This window comes from Microscilla marina ATCC 23134, assembly GCF_000169175.1.
GTDB classification, from domain to species: Bacteria; Bacteroidota; Bacteroidia; order Cytophagales; family Microscillaceae; genus Microscilla; species Microscilla marina.
On the sequence record NZ_AAWS01000002.1, the window covers coordinates 329,219 to 348,402 of the forward strand.

Sequence of the window (19,184 nt, forward strand, 5' to 3'; positions counted from 1 at the left end):
GAAGCGGGGTTTTTATGGGCAAAAGACGAAATACTGCCAAATATTTAATAATTTAAGCATTTAATCCATAGTTGTGGATACATTGTATATAGACTTTTAAATAACCATATTTTTATGAAAAAAACCTATTTAACTTTCATCGCCTGTTTGTTTGTACTCACTACTTATGCTCAAGACAATGTGTTGTTGAGTGGAAAGTTTGAAGGCTACAAACCGGGCAGCAAAGGGTATATTATGAAAATGCCTTATGGCAAAGGAGCTCCAAAAAAAGTTAACCTAAAAATTAACAATGACGGGACTTTTGAGAAGGAATTGACCTTTAAAGAACCCTCGTTATACCGTTTTGGATACGGCAGACGTCGTCGGGCAATGCTGGTGGCAGAAAAACCAGGCAAAATAGAGATCAATGTTGATAACAAAGGCATACAAACAGTCAAAGGTTCGCAGGCTACTCAAGATTATATCGACTATACAGCCAAGCAACGGGCGCTGAGCGAAAAATATATGAAGAGTATCATGACTAAGTTTCGCCAGGAGTATATGGCATACAACAAAGCCAAAAAAGAAGAAACCGATCAGGCCAAATTAAAAGCAATGAAAAAGGCTTTTGCCAAGAGACAAGATGCTGTAATGGCTGAATACCTGGCGGCCAACGCCAAAATGATGGCTGAGTTGAATTTATATGTCAAAAACAACATGCCTACTTCATTGGCAGTACTTGCGGCATCGCGCAACTGGAAAGACGGCGACCTTGACTTGATCAAGTCAATCATCAGAAAGTTTAGAAGAGCGCACCCCAAATGGACAGCGACTAAAGCTTTACAAGAAAAATACAAAATTTTAAAAAGCGTAAGCATTGGGCAGGTAGCCCCCGAAATTGCGCTTCAAAATCCAGCCGGCAAAATAGTGAAGTTGTCGTCGTTAAGAGGTAAATATGTATTGATTGATTTTTGGGCGTCCTGGTGTGGACCTTGTCGCAAAGAGAACCCTAACGTAGTGGCCAACTATAACAAATACAAAGACAAAGGTTTTGCTATTTATGGGGTATCGTTTGACAATAAAAAAGACCGTTGGCTAAAAGCCATCAAAAAAGATGGCCTTGAGTGGGCACAAGTGTCTGATTTGCAAGGCTGGAACTCTGTAGCTGGCTATGACTACAATGTGCGTTCGATTCCTGCCAGTTTTTTGATTGATAAAAAAGGGCGAATTGTTGCCAAAAACCTGAGAGGGGGAGAGCTGAACAAAAAACTGGAAGAGATATTTGGCGATGCCGGGAAGTAAACCTTTGATTGCTTGACCAAAAAAGACTGCTTTTATATAGGGCTTTCTTATAAAAAATGAGAAACCTCTCTGAAGCTTGCAAAGCACGAAGTTTCGATCGGGCGTGGAGACACTGCCCGAGGCGGGGGCTAAAATTAATGAAGTAATAACAAGGTTGTATTTAGAGATGAATACGACCTTTTTTTTGGTTTATTTTAGCCTATGCCCAATATCCGTTTAAGCTCAGCTTCTACAGGATATGCTTGCTCTTTTGGGAGAAGTTGGGTAGCCTGTTCAAACTGTTGGGCAACAACTAAAGAGCGAATATGCTGGGTAAGCGGAGTCACATCTTCAATTTTTGCAATCCATTTTTTAGCATAAGTTTCTGCCAGTGAAGGCATAATGCCTACTTGAATAGATTTAAAACTTAAATGCTTGTTTTGAATGTCTCGTTCGGGGTCCCATTGCACCCTTACTCTAGCCTTGTCCAATTGTTTACGCCACTTTTTAGCATCATTATACACATGTGCTTCAGGGGTGGTAAGTATCGCCTCTTTAAGCGCCAACTCCCAATCAATTCTTTTGATCCATATTCTCAAAATGCGTTGCATATTATCTTTTTGTGCCCAATCGCTACGGTACATCATCCAAAGGTAAGAAGGCTTAACCCAAGTCATGCGGTCATAAGAAAAAGGAGGGAGCAACTGCTGGGATTTGAGGGCTACATTTGCTATTGACGAGCTAAATGCCGCGTATAAGGCGATATGTTTAGGAGTATACAAAGCCCTGATTTCATATTTATTTTTTTGTTTCATTACTTAGGAATGGTGTAAAAATAAAATTCTATAGTTTAATAAAATATTTTGCTGCTAGACGAGGCAAAAAATCGGCTAATAGCATCGCTATTTGGCTATTTTTTAACAAAGTATAGCCTCAAAAGATGAGGTTAAGAATGTAAATTTATTTTGGTACCATTCCTTACAAGGGCAAAAATAAATCAGGGAGGGAATGCTCCCTCTCTGACTAAAAAAAAATTACATAGGGAAGCATTCAACGCTTACCATCACACACATTTTGTGTTGGGGTGATAAAGCGTCATATTGCTTACAGGTGACAAATATAGGACCTGAGTAAGAATCGCAGGGGTTGCCTCCTCCCTTAATGTTTTTTTGCTGATTTTTGTTTAGGATGGTGCCTAAGGTTGAGAATTTTTTCATTTTTTTTGATAAACTTAATATAAAGCGTAAAATATAATCCCTGAACATTTATAAGACACTCAGGTATATGTCTGTATGCAAGTGTAATTATAAAAAAATATTGGGCGAATTGCTAATCCTTCAAAATTTTTACTGCTTTGCGTACAATATCCAAGTCATCTTGTGCCCTCAGTCCACTAAAGCCCACTGCCAATGCCTGGTTGTTTACCCAAATAGTTTGCCCCCCTTCCCAACCCACAAAGTCGTGGCGTTTGATGCCAAACTTCCGCTCGTTAATTTCTCCGTTAAAAACCTTTTGTTCAAACACTCCCGTGTTTTCTTTAGTGATCCAGACTTGACTGGCTTTTTGCCAGGCAAGCTGATAAAAAAAACGTTGTTTAACCTGATCGCTCCCATACATTTTGCCATAAGTTTGTCCTTCTTCACTAATGAGACATATCCCCACATTGCCTTCAGCAACGGCGTTGTTGGCTTCGTTTTGCAAGTATTGAGGCAGCAATTGGGCTATATTGGTTAATATTTGCTCAACAATCTGGTTGGTTGGTTTTTTGTCCATTGTACAAGTTTTTTATCAATGATTTTTTTGCCTCAATGTACGCTGGATTTACCCAAATAAAAAAAGATGCATCGCCGAAGTGATACACCCTTTTATTTATTAAGCAGTAACAATACTTTATACTGCAACAGTATTTTCTTCAAACAACCACTCTAAAGCATCTTGATATTGGTCAAATGTAAGGTATTCAAAAGAGTAATTTGATTCTTCAATCTGGCGGTTAATAGATTTCATTGCCTCAATGTTATCTATGTTGGGCGAGTTGATACGAGCCACTTTGGGTAAGTCAGGTATTTGTTGTGCTTTACGATGTGCTATTTCCAAAAACTCTTTCTTAAACCAACACTGGTTTTCCAACGAAATCGCTTTGTGTTTACGGGCATCTATCAAAAAACGGTTGGTACGCTTGGTATTCATTAGGTCAAGAGCACTTAGCCAGGCAGTTTTATATTCTTCAGGAAACAATATTCCGTCTAATTTCAAAATTACAGTGTGTATCGAACTTTCATAATTTACTAAATACATAAGCAACTAATTTAAATGGTCTGGTTTATTTTTGAGTTTGACCTCAAAAATAGTGTTCAATAGTGTAAACCTTTACCAAAAAAGGCTTATGTACTATTATACGAAAAAAAACACTTGTTTGGTGATTATTCAAATAAATAATTGCATTTATATGTGAGTTGCCATGCTAAATTTTTGGTGTTGGGCAGCACACCAAAAATAAACTCAACGCAATTGAGTACCCATATAGCCTGTGCTGTTTACTCGCTTATGGCTGCCCATACTGCCCCTGTAATTTTTTGTAAGTCAATGGGCGAAGTGCCTACCAAAATCCCTCTTTGTCCGGCATTTACAAAAATAGTGGGCAACACTTGCGCGTTGGTATCTATCACCACTGGATAGTCTTTTTTCATTCCTAAAGGCGAGCAGCCACCCCTGATGTATCCAGTTAACCCTTGTATTTCTTTTACGGGTACCATTGCTACTTTTTTGTTATTGCTTGCCTGTGCCATTGCTTTCAGCGACAAGTTTTTATTGCCAGGTACAACCGCCACCCACACGCCCGTTTTATCTCCTTTTACTACCAATGTTTTGTAAATAGAGGTGAGTTCGAGTTGATTATCGACCGCTATTTTTGCCACATCTAGGTTTTCTGGGTCGTATTCATAGGTTACTGTTTGATAAGCAGCTTTGTGTTTGTCAAGCAGCCTCATGGCGTTGGTTTTTTTTGTAGCCATCATTGTTTGTTAAAAGGTTTGATTATCAATTACTTATAAAGTTATAATAAACTTAGGAAATAAAAAAACGCCTTTTATTGTATCAAGCAGTTAAGCAGTGTGTATGGTTTGGTTTTATTTTGTTTGCCAATAAGAAAAACACTGAGTGTTTAGTCTGTTCATCATTTGAATTGATTTTCAACTTTTGACTATATTTATTACCTTACAGCCACGACCTTTATTTTGCAAAAATACCATGAGAAAATCCAACTACCACGGTTTTCAAACATTACCATTTACCTTCCCCGTTGTCGCTGCTCAAACCCCTGTACAAGAGTTTACTTCTATTAGTCAGGCAATAAAGGCTATAGCCAAAGGGGTAACCCGCGTGCGGCTGGTGCTTTCGCGCAAACGGTTACAAAGATTGCCCTCCAATATCAACTCATTGGCAAAAGCCCCTTACCTGGAGGTAGATTTGAGCGACAACCCAGGGCTTCATTTAAAGCAGGCTTTAAAAACGCTGTCTACCCTTCCTCAGCTCAAAGCCCTCGACTTGTCGGGCATGCGTATGGGTACTTTGCCCCCCGAAATAGGGTTGCTTGCTTCGCTTGAACAGTTGATACTGTACAGCAATGCATTAGATGAACTGCCCCAGGCACTGGAAAACCTCCAGCACCTTTGTTACCTTAATGTGCACTCCAACAATATTCGTGACTTATCGGTGGTATACGCATTGCCCCAGCTCCAAAAATTGATTTTGAGAGGCAACTCATTTTCAAAAAAAGAATTTTACCAAATAGGCAAGCTTGAACAACTCGAGTATTTAGACATTCGGCGCTGTGGGATCACCCGGATTCCCGAAGAGTTTACTCAATTGACCCAGCTGCAAAACCTGGATGCCAGTGCCAATCATATTCGTCAACTGCCCGAAAGTTTTGGTCGGCTCACTGCATTGCAAAACATAGATTTACGAATGAATAGCTCGCTCAATTGGGACAAGGTTTTTGCTCAACTGGCGCAGTTGCCCCAGCTCACCCAACTCGACCTGAGTCAATATAATTTACAAGAGCTTTCGCCCAAAGTAAGTGAGATGAAACAGTTGCGTGTGCTCAATATTCAAAGCAATTTGCTGACTCGTTTGCCTGCTACTCTGGCCAACTTACCTCAAGTAGAAGAAATTAAAGTTCAGTACAACATGGAGCTCGACTGGCAACAAGCCTTAGAAGTGTTGGGCAAAGTAACCTCACTAAAACGCTTGGTAATCAGTGAAGTAAACAATGCCACTACCTTGCCCGATACATTGGGTGACCTCCATAACATTGAGTCGCTCACTATAGAGCGCATGCCTTTGCTACAGCAGCTGCCTGCTACTATAGGCAAGCTCAACAACCTCCGGCGCTTGCACATACACTATTGTCCAAAGCTTACCCACTTGCCTGAAGTATTGGATAAGCTTACCCTACTTAAAACCTTGGATATGAGTAATATGAATCCCCTTTTTACTCAATTGCCCAGGACTTTGACTCAACTCACTTCCTTAGAAAAGCTTTGTTTGAATGGTAATAATATTGCCCAATTGCCCAGAGACATAGGACAACTTCTGCAACTACGTACGCTTTGGGTAGGAAACGCCTTGCAGGAGTTGCCTAAAGAAATCGCCCGCTTGACCCAGCTGGAAGAGCTTCATCTGGGCAATGCGGTATTGTGTCAGCTTCCTGAAGAAGTGGCAACACTTGCCCGCTTGCGGGTATTAGATTTTGGCAAATGCGCTCAGCTTGACCTTGAGCATACTTTTGACTTGGTGAGGGCGTTGAAACACGTGCACAAGATAAAAATAGGTCATAGAAAGCTGGACGCATTGCCTGATAACATTGCCCAACTGGACAAGGTAGAAGAGGTAGACCTGACTACTTGTGAACTGACAGCTTTGCCAGAAGTGATTGCTGTGTTGGCTAAAATGCCTGCTTTGACCACGTTGAGGGTAAAAATGAATCATTCGCCGCTTCCTGCAAGCATGTCTTTGTTAGCCCATTTACAAACCATTCAGGTAGATTATCCTATCAACTACTTGTATCGCCACGAACAGCCCATAGGAGGGATTCCGTTAGAGTGGGGATTGTTTGAGCATACCCGTATTGAGAGTAACTCGCCTTATTTTGACAAAACAAATCGGTTTATTGCCCAATACGGCAACGAAAACTACCCAAAAGAGCGTCGCATGTTCTTTTTTGGAGTATACACTGGCAATTTTGAGGGTTTATTGCAAAGGGCGGAAAACCACTTAAAAAAAAGCAGCTTTAAACCTGAGAGATCAGTGTTTTTTGTGACGGGTAAAGTAAGCGGTTTTACTCAAAAAGAACTGAAAGAGAAGCTTGTCGAATACGGCATTCAAGTAAGCAACAAAATCACCCCAAGGGTAACCCACGCCGTGATAGGGCGATTTACGAAACCAACTTTAGTAGCCCAAATATTTGCTTTGCCAATAGCCATTGTACTAGAAGATTATCTCAAAGACTTTATATGGGCACAAGATAAACCTTATTTAATGGAAGGGAATGCGGCTGAGATGAGCCGCCACGTGTTGGACTTGTTTATGAGTAATGATGAAGACAATTTTAGACTTGCCCTGCAGATTATAGAAGGAGGTGGAGCCAGCCAGCAAATTACTACTTATTTAATGGCTATTTCGTTGTTTTATCCTGACAATGAGGTGAGAAAAGAAAGCCGTAGGCTGTTTAAAAAGTATGCTTCAAGCGAGTTGCAGGAGCATGTGCGCAAGCATTGGAACACTGCCCTCCGGCAAAAGGTAGAAAGTTATTACCTGAATCCTTTGATGGATCATCCTGAAGTGGATGCGGGCGAGTTTATGATTATGCGCATAAGGGTGAGTTGGGCAGGGGGCAATGCACATCGGGTGTATATGAAAGAAAGGGTCAATTTGTCCAGAGTGAGTTTCTCCCGGTTGCCCAAATCATTGATTTACCTTGGCACCATACGCAAGGTAGTGCTCACAGATAATCCCAGCTTTGATTTTGGTCAGGCACTGGAGATACTAAACCAGCTTCCTCATTTAGAAGAACTTTCGCTGGCAAACTGTAGCTTGACTGCAGTGCCCAAGGGGGTTTATACACTCAAAAAACTCAAAAAGCTCAACCTGTCTTACAATCAATTGACGCATTTGTCGGGAGGTTTTTCACAACTGAGCCAACTCGAAGAACTTGTGCTGGACAAAAATCCTTTGCAGCAGGTAGCCCCTGATTTTTACCGTTTGCCCCAACTCAAAAAACTGTCGATACAAAATGGTAAACTTACCAAGGTGTCAACAGAGATTGAGCAAATGTCTCAATTGCATACCTTATTGTTGAACAACAATCAAATCAGTGATTTGCCCGAATCTATAGGCAAGCTTGTCAAACTGCAGGATGTACAACTTTTTGCCAATCACCTGAAGCATTTGCCCGCAAGTTTGGGTAAATTACGTAACCTCAACCGAATCAACCTTAAAAATAATCGACTCAAGGCTTTGCCCGACGAGCTTCACTGGAAAAAGATTTATAAATTAGATTTGAGTGGCAATCAACTCGCTACTTTGCCTGAGTCTATAGCCAATTGTAGCTATTTGAATGAAATAAAACTCAATAATAATCAAATTACTTTTTTACCCAATAGTTTAAGCAACTTGTCGGTGACTTACTTTAGTATCGACTTGTCAAACAATGAGTTGACGGAGTTACCAGAGGTCATTCCTCAGATAAAACAGTTGCGTAACCTCAATATCAGCGATAATAAGCTTACTGCTTTGCCCAGTGAGTTATGTCAGGCAAGTGAGTTGTATTACCTAAGGGTGACCAATAACCAAATCACTCATTTGCCCCAAGGGTTTAGCCGTATGCTCAAGCTCAACAACGTAGACTTTTCTTATAATCAGATACAGAAGCTGCCCGATCAGCTTCCTCCGGTTTTTCAGGACAAGCAGGCTTATCGGGGTAATTTTATGTTGTATGGCAATCCGGTATCGTTTGAGTGCAAGAAAAAGTACATGCAAAAATTTCACGGGTTGAGATTTTAGGGTTTACGCTTAGCCTCACTAATTTGTCTACAGTTCGGGTTCTACCACTTCAAATCCCAATACATTGGTAGCAATTTGTTTAAAAGTAGCAATCCATACCTCAAATACTTCTGCGTCCAGGTTGCCACTAAATTGTAGCCCGCTGGGTTCTACCGAAGCACTGATAGAGACCTCGTCGTGATCGTAGCCAAACCAGTGGGGAATCCCTTCTTTGCTCCAGCCTTTCCAGCCGGGGAGTTGTTTGTATACTTTAGGCATTTTATTCCATACCTTTTTGGGCAAATTGTAGTGAATATTAAGGTTGCAATGCTGAGGTGAAAACTGGCTCATATTTGTATTTTTTTTAAAGCAAAAACCCCAATTTTTGTAATTGGGGCTGCAAAAGTACGCTAAATCAGCTAATTTATAGCACTTTTAAGATAATTTTACCTTTTGCCCGTCCCGATTTCTGATAAAGTAAAGCTTCTTTAGCCTGGTCAAAACTAAAAACTTTGTCAATCACAGGTTTGATTGCCTCTTTTTCTACCAGGGTTGATATTTCGTTGAGTTGTTGGGCGTTGGGCTGCATAATTACCATGCGGTAATATGCCTTCTTTTTTCGGCTGAGTTTGGTGATTTTACGACGTTTGAGTGCCAGTAAAAAGCGAATGAATGAATTTAGCCCAAACTCCTTGGCGGTTTGGTCATCTATTTTGCCTACTATAGATATTACCTTGCCTCCTTGCTTGATTACCTGAAAGGCATCTTCGGTATATTTATCGCCTAAAGTGTCGTACACAATGTCAGCGTCTTTTACTATCTCCAGGTAGTTTTCCTTTGTATAGTCAATTACCCGATCAGCGCCTAATTTTTTTACCCAATCCACATTTTTGGTGCTGGTAGTAGTATATACATAGGCTCCTTTGGTTTTGGCATATTGTATGGCAAACGAGCCTACGCCTCCTGACCCTGCATGGATCAGTATTTTATCTCCACTTTTGATCTGTGCCTGCGCTAATGCTTGTACAGTAGTAAGCCCTACTAATGGGATGGAAGATGATGCTTCAAAACCAATATTATGAGGTTTTTTAGCCACTACATTGCTGTCTACTGCTATGTATTCGGCAAAGGTACCTGGGCTTTCGGAAGGTACTCTGGTGTATACTTCATCTCCTTCAGCAAAATTAGTTACACCTGTACCCACCTTTGTAACAGTACCACTTAGGTCAAGCCCAAGGGTTGTGGGAAAGTCTAGTTTAATCACTTGTTTCACAGAACCTTCTATGAGGTGGTAATCTATTGGGTTGATTGCGGCAGAGTGTACCTTAATTAATACCTGATTACTTTTAGGTTGTGGTACGGCAATTTCAGCAAAGGCAATGCTTTTGTCTATGGCTCCGTATTGAGTAAGTTGTAGTGCTTTCATAATATTAAAAAATAATAATTTGTAACTTTTAATGTTGCAAAAGTACGTCAGGTGGTTTATATTTGAAAGTGAGTATACAAAATATAGTGGTATACTCCAGTATACCACCTCAAACAATCAAACAAATGGAAGAGACTTCAAAAAAATGTACTACTACTGCCACAAGTTGTGGGCAACAGTTGCTGGCAATACGTGATGCATTGGATATATTTAGTGGTAAATGGAAAATACCTATATTGAGTGTTTTGTACTATTATCAAAAAAGGGGCTTTAAAGACCTACAACGCGATGTAACCGGCATTACTGCTCGTATGCTGTCTAAAGAACTCAAAGAGTTGGAAATGAATTTGTTGGTTAAGAGGCATGTATTGGATACCCGCCCGGTAAAGGTAGAGTATGAGATTACGCCTTATGGAGTGTCATCAAGTAAAATTATTCAAGAGTTTTATAATTGGGGAGCCACCCACCGCAAAAAAATAATGACGACGGAAAAGTAATACTTCTAAAAAAAGTGGGTATTAAAAAAAATGACACGAAGGCGCTGATAAAGTATTGATATTTTTTAATATCATTGTATTTACAATACTCCGCAGTGATTTTAGTCAAAGTTGTTTGCTGGTTCTCAGTTATTTACGAATTTAAAAACTATTTAATTGGGTGTTTGGGCGTAAAACCGACACACTTTTAAAAATAAATTGAGCAAGCAATCTAATATAAAATACTGGTTTACAGCATTTAACAAGATAAACATTTACTCGAATCAGCTATCGACTATCGACTAAATACTATGGACTATTGATTTATTAAACAAGTTTTTATGATGGAAGAATTACGAAAAAATATCAGAGAGTTAAAAATTCTTGCGGGCAGGTGGTTGCGTATTGTAATAAACCGACGGGGAACTTATACTTCTACGATGATTATAGACCTCAAAACGGTGTATAACCTGGTAATAGAAGAGCCTCATGATGGTACCAAGTTGTGTAAATTCTCTATATTTTTTGGTAAAAGATCTTTGAATATCATCTATAGTAATCCTAATACAGAGGATGAAGACGATGAAGATGAGGATGAAAATGACTGGTGGGGCGATGAGGCTCAACTAGAAGCCGAAAAAGATATGCAAAAAATATTTACGGCTATGCGCCACCTAAGTGAGTAGCAATGCTTGCCAAATACATAGCAAGCATTGTTGCTATGTAATGTCATCTTTGTATACCAGCATTGCAGTAGCTACAAACTGCTCTTTGCCCTCTTTGGTATGAGTAACTACATTGTGGCTGATAGCAACTACCTGCACTCCATTGGTAATGATAAAGTCATCCATTAAACCTTCCAGCTTACCTACTGCTCCTTCTGGAGATGGTCCAATGGCAGAAAAAGACTCTATTTTGTCCAGTATAAAATTTATTCTTTTGATAGCTCTAATGTTTAGTGATAAAATAAGTAAGTAAATAGCCCTACATTGTGATGTAATGCCAGACAACAAGTATTATAAAAGTAATAATTATAAATAAGGTGATAAAGTGTTTTTGTCAAAATCTCTACTTTTTTTTCAAAAAAAACAAACCACCTCTGTTTGAAGCTAAAAATAGTAATAGTATGTATGTACATCTTTATACATGAGCTCATTCTGCACTACCTGAGCAAGTGAAACTGTTGCGTGTTTTACTTACTGTCAATATGTTGATAATCAGTATTTTATTTTAGTTTTTGCGGAAACAAGTAAGCTTGAAAAACGCTTGCGTGGGTAGATATACTTATCGTTTTTTGAGTATCTACGGGCAAACAAAGGAAACATGGGGGGCGTTCCAAATGATATGAGCAGACACCAATTTAACCAATTTTTAGACACTATGAAAGTAAAAAACATCACACGTTACGCACTTACTGAGAATATTTTGCCTGATATAATCATACAAAGAACCTTGGGGCAGTTACCACCTGAATTAAAACAGCTATACCTTGACAAAAAAAATGAAGGGTTAAAAGTGGGGGTTGGTTTAGACATGCAAATAGGTTTTTACCTGATATTATATACCAGTACTTTTCAAGTAGAATTGCTTTGGTGGGAAAATCAAGTAGGCAAAGTGGCCGTTGCATAAATATAAATTCTCACTTTTTTTGACTGACACACAATGAATCATAATATTTGCTTTTATACCACACCAGGTAGTAACTTTGGTAGGCAACTCTGGCTTACACCCCTTTTTTATTTTGCTTATTCTAAATAAAGCTTCTTTGCTTGCTCTCTGGTGTTTTTCCCCTCCCTGTGACTTACATAATACTGCACGTTTTTTGAGATTCCCTTCCTACAAATTAGCGTAACTTTTAAATTTATGCCGTTTAGTTACTTGCTTGCCTGCCAGTTCAGTGTAACCCGCTGACACAAAAAAATGGCATTTTTCAACTCTGACGGCAAAGCTTTAAACAGGCGCTTACCAACGATAATTTCAAACTATTACTTATAAAAACAAATCTTATGGCCTCTGAAATCGCTAAAGATACTTTGTGTGTGCATACTGGCACATACCACGACCAAGCACAACCTGGTATTAACTCTCCTATATATACTTCCAGTTCGTTTGAGTATCTGGATACGGATGCTCGTACTTACCCACGCTATTTTAACACGCCTAATCAAGAAAGTGTTGTAAAAAAACTCGCCGCGTTGGAATCGGGTGAAGATGGGATCATATTTGGTTCTGGAATGGCAGCCATTAGTACTACATTGCTGGCTTTGCTCAAAAAAGAAGACCACGTATTATTTCAAGCCGACTTGTATGGGGGTACTCAGCGCTTTATAACCACTGATTTTCCTCGTTTTGGCATTGAATACTCTTTTGGCGACGCCACCAACATAGAAATGTTTGAGGAAGCCATTCAGTTCAATACCAAACTTATTTATATAGAAACCCCTTCCAACCCTTTGTTACGCCTTACTGACATAGAAAAAATAGTGGCTTTGGCCAAGCAATACGGGGTACTTACAATGATTGACAATACTTTTGCCAGCCCTATCAACCAAAACCCTATTCCTATGGGCATCGACCTGGTCATGCATAGCGGTACTAAGTATTTGGGGGGGCATAGCGACTTGAGCTGTGGGGCTATTATTGGCTCTAAAGGTTTAGTGGCACAAATTAAGTCAACTGCTACTCATTTTGGGGGGAATCTCAATGCGCAGACCTGCTATTTGCTTGAGCGTAGCCTTAAAACACTTGCCTTGAGAGTGCGCCAGCAAACTTACAATGCTCAAAAGCTGGCAGAGTTTATGGAAAAACACCCTAAGGTAAAAAAAGTACACTATCCTGGGCTTGAGAGCCACCCTCAACACGATATAGCCAAGCGTCAAATGGAAGGCTATGGGGCAATGCTGGCAGTAGAGTTGCACGGCAACGCAGACGAAACCCGTCAGTTTTTGCGCAAGCTGAAAATAGTCACGCCAGCAATGAGCCTGGGAGGTGTAGAAACTTCCATTTGTGAACCAGCCACTACATCGCACGCCAAAATTTCGGCAGAACAACGGCAAAACCTGGGCATAAGCGATTCATTGTTGAGAATATCGGTAGGCATAGAGGCGACTGAAGATTTGATTGCAGACTTTGAACAAGCCCTGCCATAAAAATATAACGGTAAAACTATCAAGCATGGGCAAGTTTTGGATTACCTGTTGCCTTGTAGTTTTACCATTAAGTACTTGCTTAAAGCTACTATTTCAAGTTGTGTCTAGCAGCTTTGAAACAGGTGAAACTCTTATCGTAGACCTATTTTGTTGCGCAAAGAAGTTTTCAAACTTCTGTATATTCAAGCTTTTAAGTCTCCTGCGGAAGGCTTAAAAAAGGGTAGAAAGTTCTCGAAGGCAACTTAAGCCCAAAATCCTGTACAACAATCGTTTTTTCAAGCCTTGGGTGAGCATTGCTCAGGTCGCCCTGCGGTAAGACCTTCGCGGGAGGTAGGGCAACCTGCCAGGTTCTCGAAGGCAACTTAAGCCCAAAATCCTGCACAACAATCGTTTTTTCAAGTCTTGGGTGGGCATTGTTCAGGTCACCCTGCGGTAAGACCTTCGCGGGAGGTAGAACGGTAAAACTATAAAGTGTGGGCAAGTTTTGGACTACCCGTTGCCTTGTAGTTTTACCATTAAGTACTTGGTAATAAATAATATCACCCTCCACAATAGCAGGATGGAACTGTATATTATGACTCCCACTTCAGGCTATCCATCAATCGTTTGCGAATGACTTGACGAATGATGGATAAAGGGTGAAAAGGGTAAAGGTGATCAAATACTTCTTTTTCCGACACGTTCATAGGCAAGCCTTGCCGATTGGTATGGTCGTAGGGGTCACGAAAATAATGTTTCATAAACTCTTCGGAATTTGTCATCTCGGCTATGTCCATCAATGGGCGCATCAATAGGTTGTCTCGCAACCCCTTGGTGCCTTGTTCAAACATCTTGATTGATATTTGATAAAGTATATTATCTTTAAAATTAGGGATGTTTAAAAAATATATATAATCTACGCCCTGAGCACTGTCAGGCTTGGGTATTTTCGAAATAGACTCAAAGCCTTCTACTCCATTTATATTACTGAAATGTTCACATAATACTACCCCTCCTCCAAAGTCTATGTATTGTTTGGTGAGCCATTGACGGTACACAGGCAGGGTAGTTTGCCCATGTTTTAGTTTGTTTTGCACTTGTATGGCTGTGGCGTGAAAATACCCTCCGGTTTGCTTACAAACCAATACCAACTCTCCTTCTTTTTGTTCTTGCTGCCAGCCCATATCGTCAAACAATAGTTTTGCTACTTTGCCTGTCCCTACTGGGTATTCAAGTGTAAAGTTGGTCATTTGACGTATATTTTCTTCGTCAAACATGCGCTCAAACATTTCTTTTACAAACGTAGTGATTCTTTGACGATTTGTTTCGCTCAACGGAAACAGGTCAAACAAAGGGTTAGGAGGAGCTACCGGGTTGGTTTTACTTTTTTTACTAAAAAATTTTTTTAACATTATTTCTATTCCTGGGGTAAATTGTATTTGAAGTAGCTCAATATACAACTTATATTATTGAATGATAATCGGTCATCTTACAAAAGGCTTTATTTTTCACCAATTCAGCAGTAGTAAGTCTGTGGGTATCAGTGCATATGGGTGCAATTGGCTATAAGCTACTCATAACAAACCCATTACATATAGCAATTAGGGTATGTTTTAATTATGACCTGGTACTTATTCTTGCCGTCATTAGGCCTGTTTTTGTTTTGAGGGAGCCCCTAAGTTACGTTGTTACTCAAAACACCCCTTTTTACTTGTACCTCAAAAACAAGTTTGTTTCGGTAATTATTTATTGTTTGGTGCTCGTGTAAGTTTGTAGTACAAAAAGACACCAAAAGTATTATTTCTCCGTAAATACAAATGAAGGACTAAGAGCTTGTTTAAAGTGTTTACATTTAACACACCTGAGGGCAAAAATTGCGTAAAGTGCCTATTAGGCGAACTTTAAACAAGCCCTAAATACATACACAATCAACACCTGCTTACAAAACTGTAAGGGAGCAATTTGCTGTGCTTTTTATTGCTGCCATTCCTTTCCCTTACCCAAAAAATAAGGGTTTGTCTATGTCACACATTGCGGCAAGCCAACTTATAAATCGTAAACTATACCTGACAATGGCCCTATGGACACACCTCTTTTAATGGATAACATACCAGATTTTGATATCATTGCTGACAAGCGTGAAAAAATAGAAGCAATTTGTGAATTTTGCGATTATCATAGGAACGCTTATCCTGATGCTTCGTATAAATGGGCGCAAAAAGGGTATCAACTGTCTAAAGATCTAGGTTTTCGGGAGGGAGAGGTACGCTGTCTCAAAAATATAGGTTATCACCATTGGCATTTGTCTCAAGTTTCGCTTGCGCTAAAAGAACTTAACCAATGCAAACAATTGATGGATAAGATTGCCTATTATGACCAATGGGGTGAGGTGACGATGATGAAGGCAATGATTTGGTGGAGCGAAGGTAAATACGAGCGGGCAATGGGTATAGTGTATGATGGGATACAGTTGCTTGAAGCAAAGAAAATGACCAAACCTCAAGGTTGGGCTTACTGGGCATTGGGAGTTTTTAATTATGACCTCAAAAATTATGATAAATCTCTCAGGTGTTATGGACGGGCACTTGAAATATTCAACTGTTGTGAACCTTACAATGTTGACGCCGAAAGTTGGTGTTTGCTGGGTCTGAGCACTGTATACCGTGCCAAAAGTGATACTACCCAAACCTGGTATTACCTACACAAAGCTGAGCAAGTAAGTACCTTATATAACCAGTGGATGCAAATTGCTCAGGTACATTATGAGATGGGACACTTATTGTTTGAAGAAAGTAAGTTTGAAGAAGCAGAAGACGCATTTTGTGAAAGTTATCAAATAAGAGAAAAATACCAGTTTAAACCAGCAATGGTGAGTTGCTTAATGGCCATTTCTGACGTGAAAGTACAGCAAAATCAGCCTTACGAAGCAATGGATTGCCTGCAAAAGGCACTAGAGATTGCAACTGAGACCAACACCCGCGCCAAGTTATACAAATGTCATAAAAAAATTGCAGAGCTTTACAAATCACAACAAAACTACAAGGAGGCTTATTATCACATCGAACTTTTTTACCAAATACATTCAGAAATAGCTGGAGGAGAAACCAGTAGTAACCTGAATATGTTAGAGGCCAAGTTTACGTCGGAAAAAGTGGCACGAGAAAAAGAAATTCACCGCCTGAAACACGTGGAACTAAAGCACGCACACGATGCTATTTCTAAAAAGAACAAAGAGATACTCGCCAGCATCAATTACGCCCAACGCATCCAACAAGCAATATTGCCCCCATTAGACAATATTCGTCAAAGACTCCCTCAATCTTTTATATTGTTTCAACCCCGCGATATAGTAAGCGGTGATTTTTATTGGTTTAAGGAAACTGAAGACAAAATTTTTATTGCAGCTATAGACTGTACCGGACACGGGGTGCCAGGGGCATTTATGAGCATGATTGGCAATGAGCTATTGCATAAAATCATCAGCGATTATCATATTACTCAGGTAGACCAAGTGTTGGATGCAATGAATGTAAATATAAGAAAGGCACTTAAACAAAAAGATACGCACAACACCGATGGTATGGAAATGGGGCTGGTGGCGATTCATAAACAAAGCCACACAATGGAGTTTGCCGGAGCACGCAGCCCTTTGGTTTATATACAACACAACGAATTGTTTCAGATCAAGGGTGATAATATGCCTATTGGGGGAATCAAACTAAAGCGTAAAAAACATTTTACCCGGCACTTGATCAACCTGGAGCATCTCACCACTTTTTATTTGTTTTCGGATGGTTATCAAGACCAGTTCGGAGGCGAAAACTCTCGTCAATTTATGATTACCCGGTTTCGGGAGTTGCTGCTTAGTATTCACCAACGTCCCATAGCTGAGCAAAAGCAAGCATTGGAAGAGGTATTGGCTGATTGGATGCAACACGAACGACAAATAGATGATATTTTGGTGATTGGTGTAAGGCTTGGTGCTTAGGTTTGCCTTTCAATTCACGAATATGTATGTTTGTCAGCTAAGTTAGCTTAAGTCATCAAATATGGATGTCTACTGGGGCTACAAATACAGCTAAGTGACTCATAGTGAGCTTGCTGAAACTCTTTGCTTAAAGCGTATATGTATGCTTAGTTGCTTAATATTTAACCATACCTTGATCATTACTCATGGCTTATTCTGAAGAAGATTTACAGAAGTATCTGCGAAAAGCACAGGAGGTGCTGAACTCAAAAAAAGAAAACCAACTAAGTGAAACAGACTTAAATGAAATTGTACAAGACCTGGGACTCAACATTGAGGAGATTGCTCAGGCGCGTGAAGATTACCTGACACGTGGTACTACCCACTTGAACTTTGGTAACTATGCTGAAGCAATTGGCGAGTTTGAACAGTTGCTTTTACTTTCTCCCAACCACCCCAAAGGTTTGTATGGTTTGGCAAAAGCCTATTTGGAAAAATGGAAAAACCACGGAAAAAAAGCAGACAAAGAAAAAGCCTTACAGTATGCCAACCAGTGTATAGAGGTGGCGCCTGACTACAAGGCAGCTTATAAGGTAATAAGTACCCTGAAGCACAAACCTACCAAGAAGAATAGCGTAAGCCAACAAAACAATTCCCGTAATTCTCACCATAAAAAAACAACTTCTTTACGTACTTACCTAACTCCAATAACAGTGTTTATAGTAATGACGATTGGTGTTTTTGTGGGAATGAAAAACGTGTTTTACCCACCTGCCAAAATTCAACAGTATAGGGTAGGAGCTACCAAGGATGGACTGGTAATATGGCAAATAACCAGTGAAAAACACCGAAAGAAGCCTTATTATCGAGATATAAAATTGACTATAGCCGATGCTACTACCAAGAAAATATTAAGAGAAGTAGCTATTCCTCCACGCAAAGGTGTTAGGGGAAATCAGTTGTGGCGTAACTGCCGACAGCTTGGAGATAGCTTTTACTATATTAACGGTATTAAAGGGATTTTTGTAGCCCGCCATTTGCGTACTGGCAAAATCACCAATAGCAAAGAAATGCTTGCTAAGAGTTTCAAAGAGCTCAACGGGGGAATAAGTAAGGTGAGGTTAGATAGGTCTGGTTGGTTGGAAGTAACCACCAAACAGGGGCTGAGGTATTGGTTGAACCTTGAAAGCAAAAAGGTGTTAAACCAGCCACAGTATTATGAGTTAAGACGAGCCAGGTTTAATAGGATAAAAAGGTGGTGGCAGGTGCCCAGGCAAAGCAACAATAAAGAGCGTAAAGTGGTATTGTTGGAAGTACAAGAAAAAATGCAGGGTTACCGTCAAAAACGTATGAATAGTATTTGGCCTGCCCATTTACAGAAAAAACTAAACAGTGGAAGGGTCAAAGTGATGACTCCTTTAGACAAAGCCAGTTATTTTTTAATGCCTAAACTGGTATACGGAAATGATGACCTCGCAGTGATACGCTATAAAACTGAAGTAGGCACCAACGGAAAGTATCGGTTGTCTTGTGTAGACAAAGCTGGTAGTGTACTTTGGGATAAAGGACCTGAAGAGGTAAACAACCCTTTGGTGCTCCACTTGATGAACTCGCATAAGCCAAATGTGTATTTTGCCCAATATAAAAACACCCTAGGGATGAGTAGTATACACATAAGAGTAAAAGAAAAAAGGAGGTCTCGCTATGTAGAGGTGGCAGTAGGACTTGACCTTACCACAGGGAGACTTGTTTGGGCACATTCGCCTACCCTCTATAAAACCAAGTTTGAAAAGCAAAAGAGTAAATAACGAAACAAGGTTAACCAGCAAGCCCCCAATTGAACCAAATCAATTGGGGGCTTTTGTTATTTTATCAATGCCTGGCAT

General features: G+C 39.9%; 17 protein-coding genes. 8 read left to right on the plus strand and 9 right to left on the minus strand.

The features are described from left to right. The first annotated feature begins 114 nt into the window (after positions 1-114). On the plus strand, positions 115-1,281 hold the full coding sequence (locus M23134_RS02555) for a peroxiredoxin family protein (RefSeq protein WP_002693639.1): 1,167 nt from the start codon (positions 115-117) through the stop codon (positions 1,279-1,281). A gap of 194 nt (positions 1,282-1,475) precedes the next feature. Here M23134_RS02555 and M23134_RS02560 read toward each other — a convergent pair whose 3' ends face one another. From M23134_RS02560 to ybaK, 4 genes are all read right to left on the minus strand, one after another. After that, positions 1,476-2,075 (minus strand): DUF4291 domain-containing protein, encoded by a 600-nt coding sequence (locus M23134_RS02560; protein WP_002693640.1) that lies wholly within the window; start codon positions 2,073-2,075, stop codon positions 1,476-1,478. A 514-nt stretch (positions 2,076-2,589) separates the two neighbouring features. Next, entirely contained in the window at positions 2,590-3,033 is a 444-nt protein-coding gene (locus tag M23134_RS02565; protein ID WP_002693641.1) for a hypothetical protein, read from the minus strand. Positions 3,034-3,150: 117 nt separating this feature from the next. Then, entirely contained in the window at positions 3,151-3,558 is a 408-nt protein-coding gene (locus M23134_RS02570; protein WP_045112846.1) for a hypothetical protein, read from the minus strand. A 239-nt stretch (positions 3,559-3,797) separates the two neighbouring features. Then, on the minus strand, positions 3,798-4,277 hold the full coding sequence (gene ybaK / locus M23134_RS02575; RefSeq protein ID WP_198144968.1) for a Cys-tRNA(Pro) deacylase: 480 nt from the start codon (positions 4,275-4,277) through the stop codon (positions 3,798-3,800). A 232-nt stretch (positions 4,278-4,509) separates the two neighbouring features. Between ybaK and M23134_RS02580 the strand changes: the two genes are divergently transcribed. Beyond that, entirely contained in the window at positions 4,510-8,322 is a 3,813-nt protein-coding gene (locus M23134_RS02580; RefSeq protein WP_002693649.1) for a leucine-rich repeat domain-containing protein, read from the plus strand. Between the two features lie 27 nt (positions 8,323-8,349). Here M23134_RS02580 and M23134_RS02585 read toward each other — a convergent pair whose 3' ends face one another. Further along, positions 8,350-8,652, minus strand: a complete 303-nt coding sequence (locus M23134_RS02585; protein WP_002693651.1) for a hypothetical protein — start codon at positions 8,650-8,652, stop codon at positions 8,350-8,352. Between the two features lie 73 nt (positions 8,653-8,725). After that, positions 8,726-9,727 (minus strand): NADP-dependent oxidoreductase, encoded by a 1,002-nt coding sequence (locus tag M23134_RS02590; protein ID WP_002693653.1) that lies wholly within the window; start codon positions 9,725-9,727, stop codon positions 8,726-8,728. Between the two features lie 125 nt (positions 9,728-9,852). On the opposite strand from M23134_RS02590, the gene M23134_RS02595 reads away from it, so the two are divergent. Together M23134_RS02595 and M23134_RS02600 are read left to right on the plus strand one after the other, a co-directional pair. After that, positions 9,853-10,224, plus strand: coding sequence for a winged helix-turn-helix transcriptional regulator (locus tag M23134_RS02595; protein WP_045112847.1), 372 nt, complete (start codon positions 9,853-9,855; stop codon positions 10,222-10,224). Positions 10,225-10,544: 320 nt separating this feature from the next. Beyond that, positions 10,545-10,889 carry a hypothetical protein gene (locus M23134_RS02600; RefSeq protein WP_002693657.1) on the plus strand — a complete coding sequence of 115 codons (345 nt, stop codon included), beginning with the start codon at positions 10,545-10,547 and terminating at the stop codon, positions 10,887-10,889. Between the two features lie 33 nt (positions 10,890-10,922). On the opposite strand, the gene M23134_RS02605 is transcribed toward M23134_RS02600, so the two are convergent. Then, complete coding sequence (locus tag M23134_RS02605; protein ID WP_157558303.1) at positions 10,923-11,213, minus strand: hypothetical protein; 291 nt, start codon at positions 11,211-11,213, stop codon at positions 10,923-10,925. A 370-nt stretch (positions 11,214-11,583) separates the two neighbouring features. On the opposite strand from M23134_RS02605, the gene M23134_RS02610 reads away from it, so the two are divergent. Together M23134_RS02610 and M23134_RS02615 are read left to right on the plus strand one after the other, a co-directional pair. After that, entirely contained in the window at positions 11,584-11,832 is a 249-nt protein-coding gene (locus tag M23134_RS02610) for a hypothetical protein (protein WP_002693661.1), read from the plus strand. 377 nt (positions 11,833-12,209) lie between these two features. Then, positions 12,210-13,352, plus strand: a complete 1,143-nt coding sequence (locus tag M23134_RS02615) for a trans-sulfuration enzyme family protein (RefSeq protein WP_002693662.1) — start codon at positions 12,210-12,212, stop codon at positions 13,350-13,352. Positions 13,353-13,542: 190 nt separating this feature from the next. On the opposite strand, the gene M23134_RS02620 is transcribed toward M23134_RS02615, so the two are convergent. Both M23134_RS02620 and M23134_RS02625 read right to left on the minus strand, forming a co-directional pair. Further along, positions 13,543-13,833, minus strand: a complete 291-nt coding sequence (locus M23134_RS02620; protein ID WP_045112851.1) for a hypothetical protein — start codon at positions 13,831-13,833, stop codon at positions 13,543-13,545. Positions 13,834-13,924: 91 nt separating this feature from the next. Then, positions 13,925-14,743 carry a hypothetical protein gene (locus M23134_RS02625; protein WP_002693664.1) on the minus strand — a complete coding sequence of 273 codons (819 nt, stop codon included), beginning with the start codon at positions 14,741-14,743 and terminating at the stop codon, positions 13,925-13,927. A gap of 668 nt (positions 14,744-15,411) precedes the next feature. Here M23134_RS02625 and M23134_RS02630 point away from each other — a divergent pair. Both M23134_RS02630 and M23134_RS02635 read left to right on the plus strand, forming a co-directional pair. Beyond that, entirely contained in the window at positions 15,412-17,319 is a 1,908-nt protein-coding gene (locus M23134_RS02630; RefSeq protein WP_082226508.1) for a tetratricopeptide repeat protein, read from the plus strand. 185 nt (positions 17,320-17,504) lie between these two features. Further along, a complete protein-coding gene (locus M23134_RS02635; protein WP_002693668.1) occupies positions 17,505-19,106 on the plus strand; it encodes a tetratricopeptide repeat protein in 1,602 nt (533 codons plus the stop codon). Positions 19,107-19,184: the final 78 nt, after the last annotated feature.

Coding starts and splice junctions, on each gene's coding strand:
- M23134_RS02555 (WP_002693639.1), top strand. CDS start 115: ATGAAAAAAACCTATTTAACTTTCATCGCCTGTTTGTTTGTACTCACT.
- M23134_RS02560 (WP_002693640.1), bottom strand. CDS start 2,075: ATGAAACAAAAAAATAAATATGAAATCAGGGCTTTGTATACTCCTAAA.
- M23134_RS02565 (WP_002693641.1), bottom strand. CDS start 3,033: ATGGACAAAAAACCAACCAACCAGATTGTTGAGCAAATATTAACCAAT.
- M23134_RS02570 (WP_045112846.1), bottom strand. CDS start 3,558: ATGTATTTAGTAAATTATGAAAGTTCGATACACACTGTAATTTTGAAA.
- ybaK (WP_198144968.1), bottom strand. CDS start 4,277: ATGATGGCTACAAAAAAAACCAACGCCATGAGGCTGCTTGACAAACAC.
- M23134_RS02580 (WP_002693649.1), top strand. CDS start 4,510: ATGAGAAAATCCAACTACCACGGTTTTCAAACATTACCATTTACCTTC.
- M23134_RS02585 (WP_002693651.1), bottom strand. CDS start 8,652: ATGAGCCAGTTTTCACCTCAGCATTGCAACCTTAATATTCACTACAAT.
- M23134_RS02590 (WP_002693653.1), bottom strand. CDS start 9,727: ATGAAAGCACTACAACTTACTCAATACGGAGCCATAGACAAAAGCATT.
- M23134_RS02595 (WP_045112847.1), top strand. CDS start 9,853: ATGGAAGAGACTTCAAAAAAATGTACTACTACTGCCACAAGTTGTGGG.
- M23134_RS02600 (WP_002693657.1), top strand. CDS start 10,545: ATGATGGAAGAATTACGAAAAAATATCAGAGAGTTAAAAATTCTTGCG.
- M23134_RS02610 (WP_002693661.1), top strand. CDS start 11,584: ATGAAAGTAAAAAACATCACACGTTACGCACTTACTGAGAATATTTTG.
- M23134_RS02615 (WP_002693662.1), top strand. CDS start 12,210: ATGGCCTCTGAAATCGCTAAAGATACTTTGTGTGTGCATACTGGCACA.
- M23134_RS02625 (WP_002693664.1), bottom strand. CDS start 14,743: ATGTTAAAAAAATTTTTTAGTAAAAAAAGTAAAACCAACCCGGTAGCT.
- M23134_RS02630 (WP_082226508.1), top strand. CDS start 15,412: ATGGACACACCTCTTTTAATGGATAACATACCAGATTTTGATATCATT.
- M23134_RS02635 (WP_002693668.1), top strand. CDS start 17,505: ATGGCTTATTCTGAAGAAGATTTACAGAAGTATCTGCGAAAAGCACAG.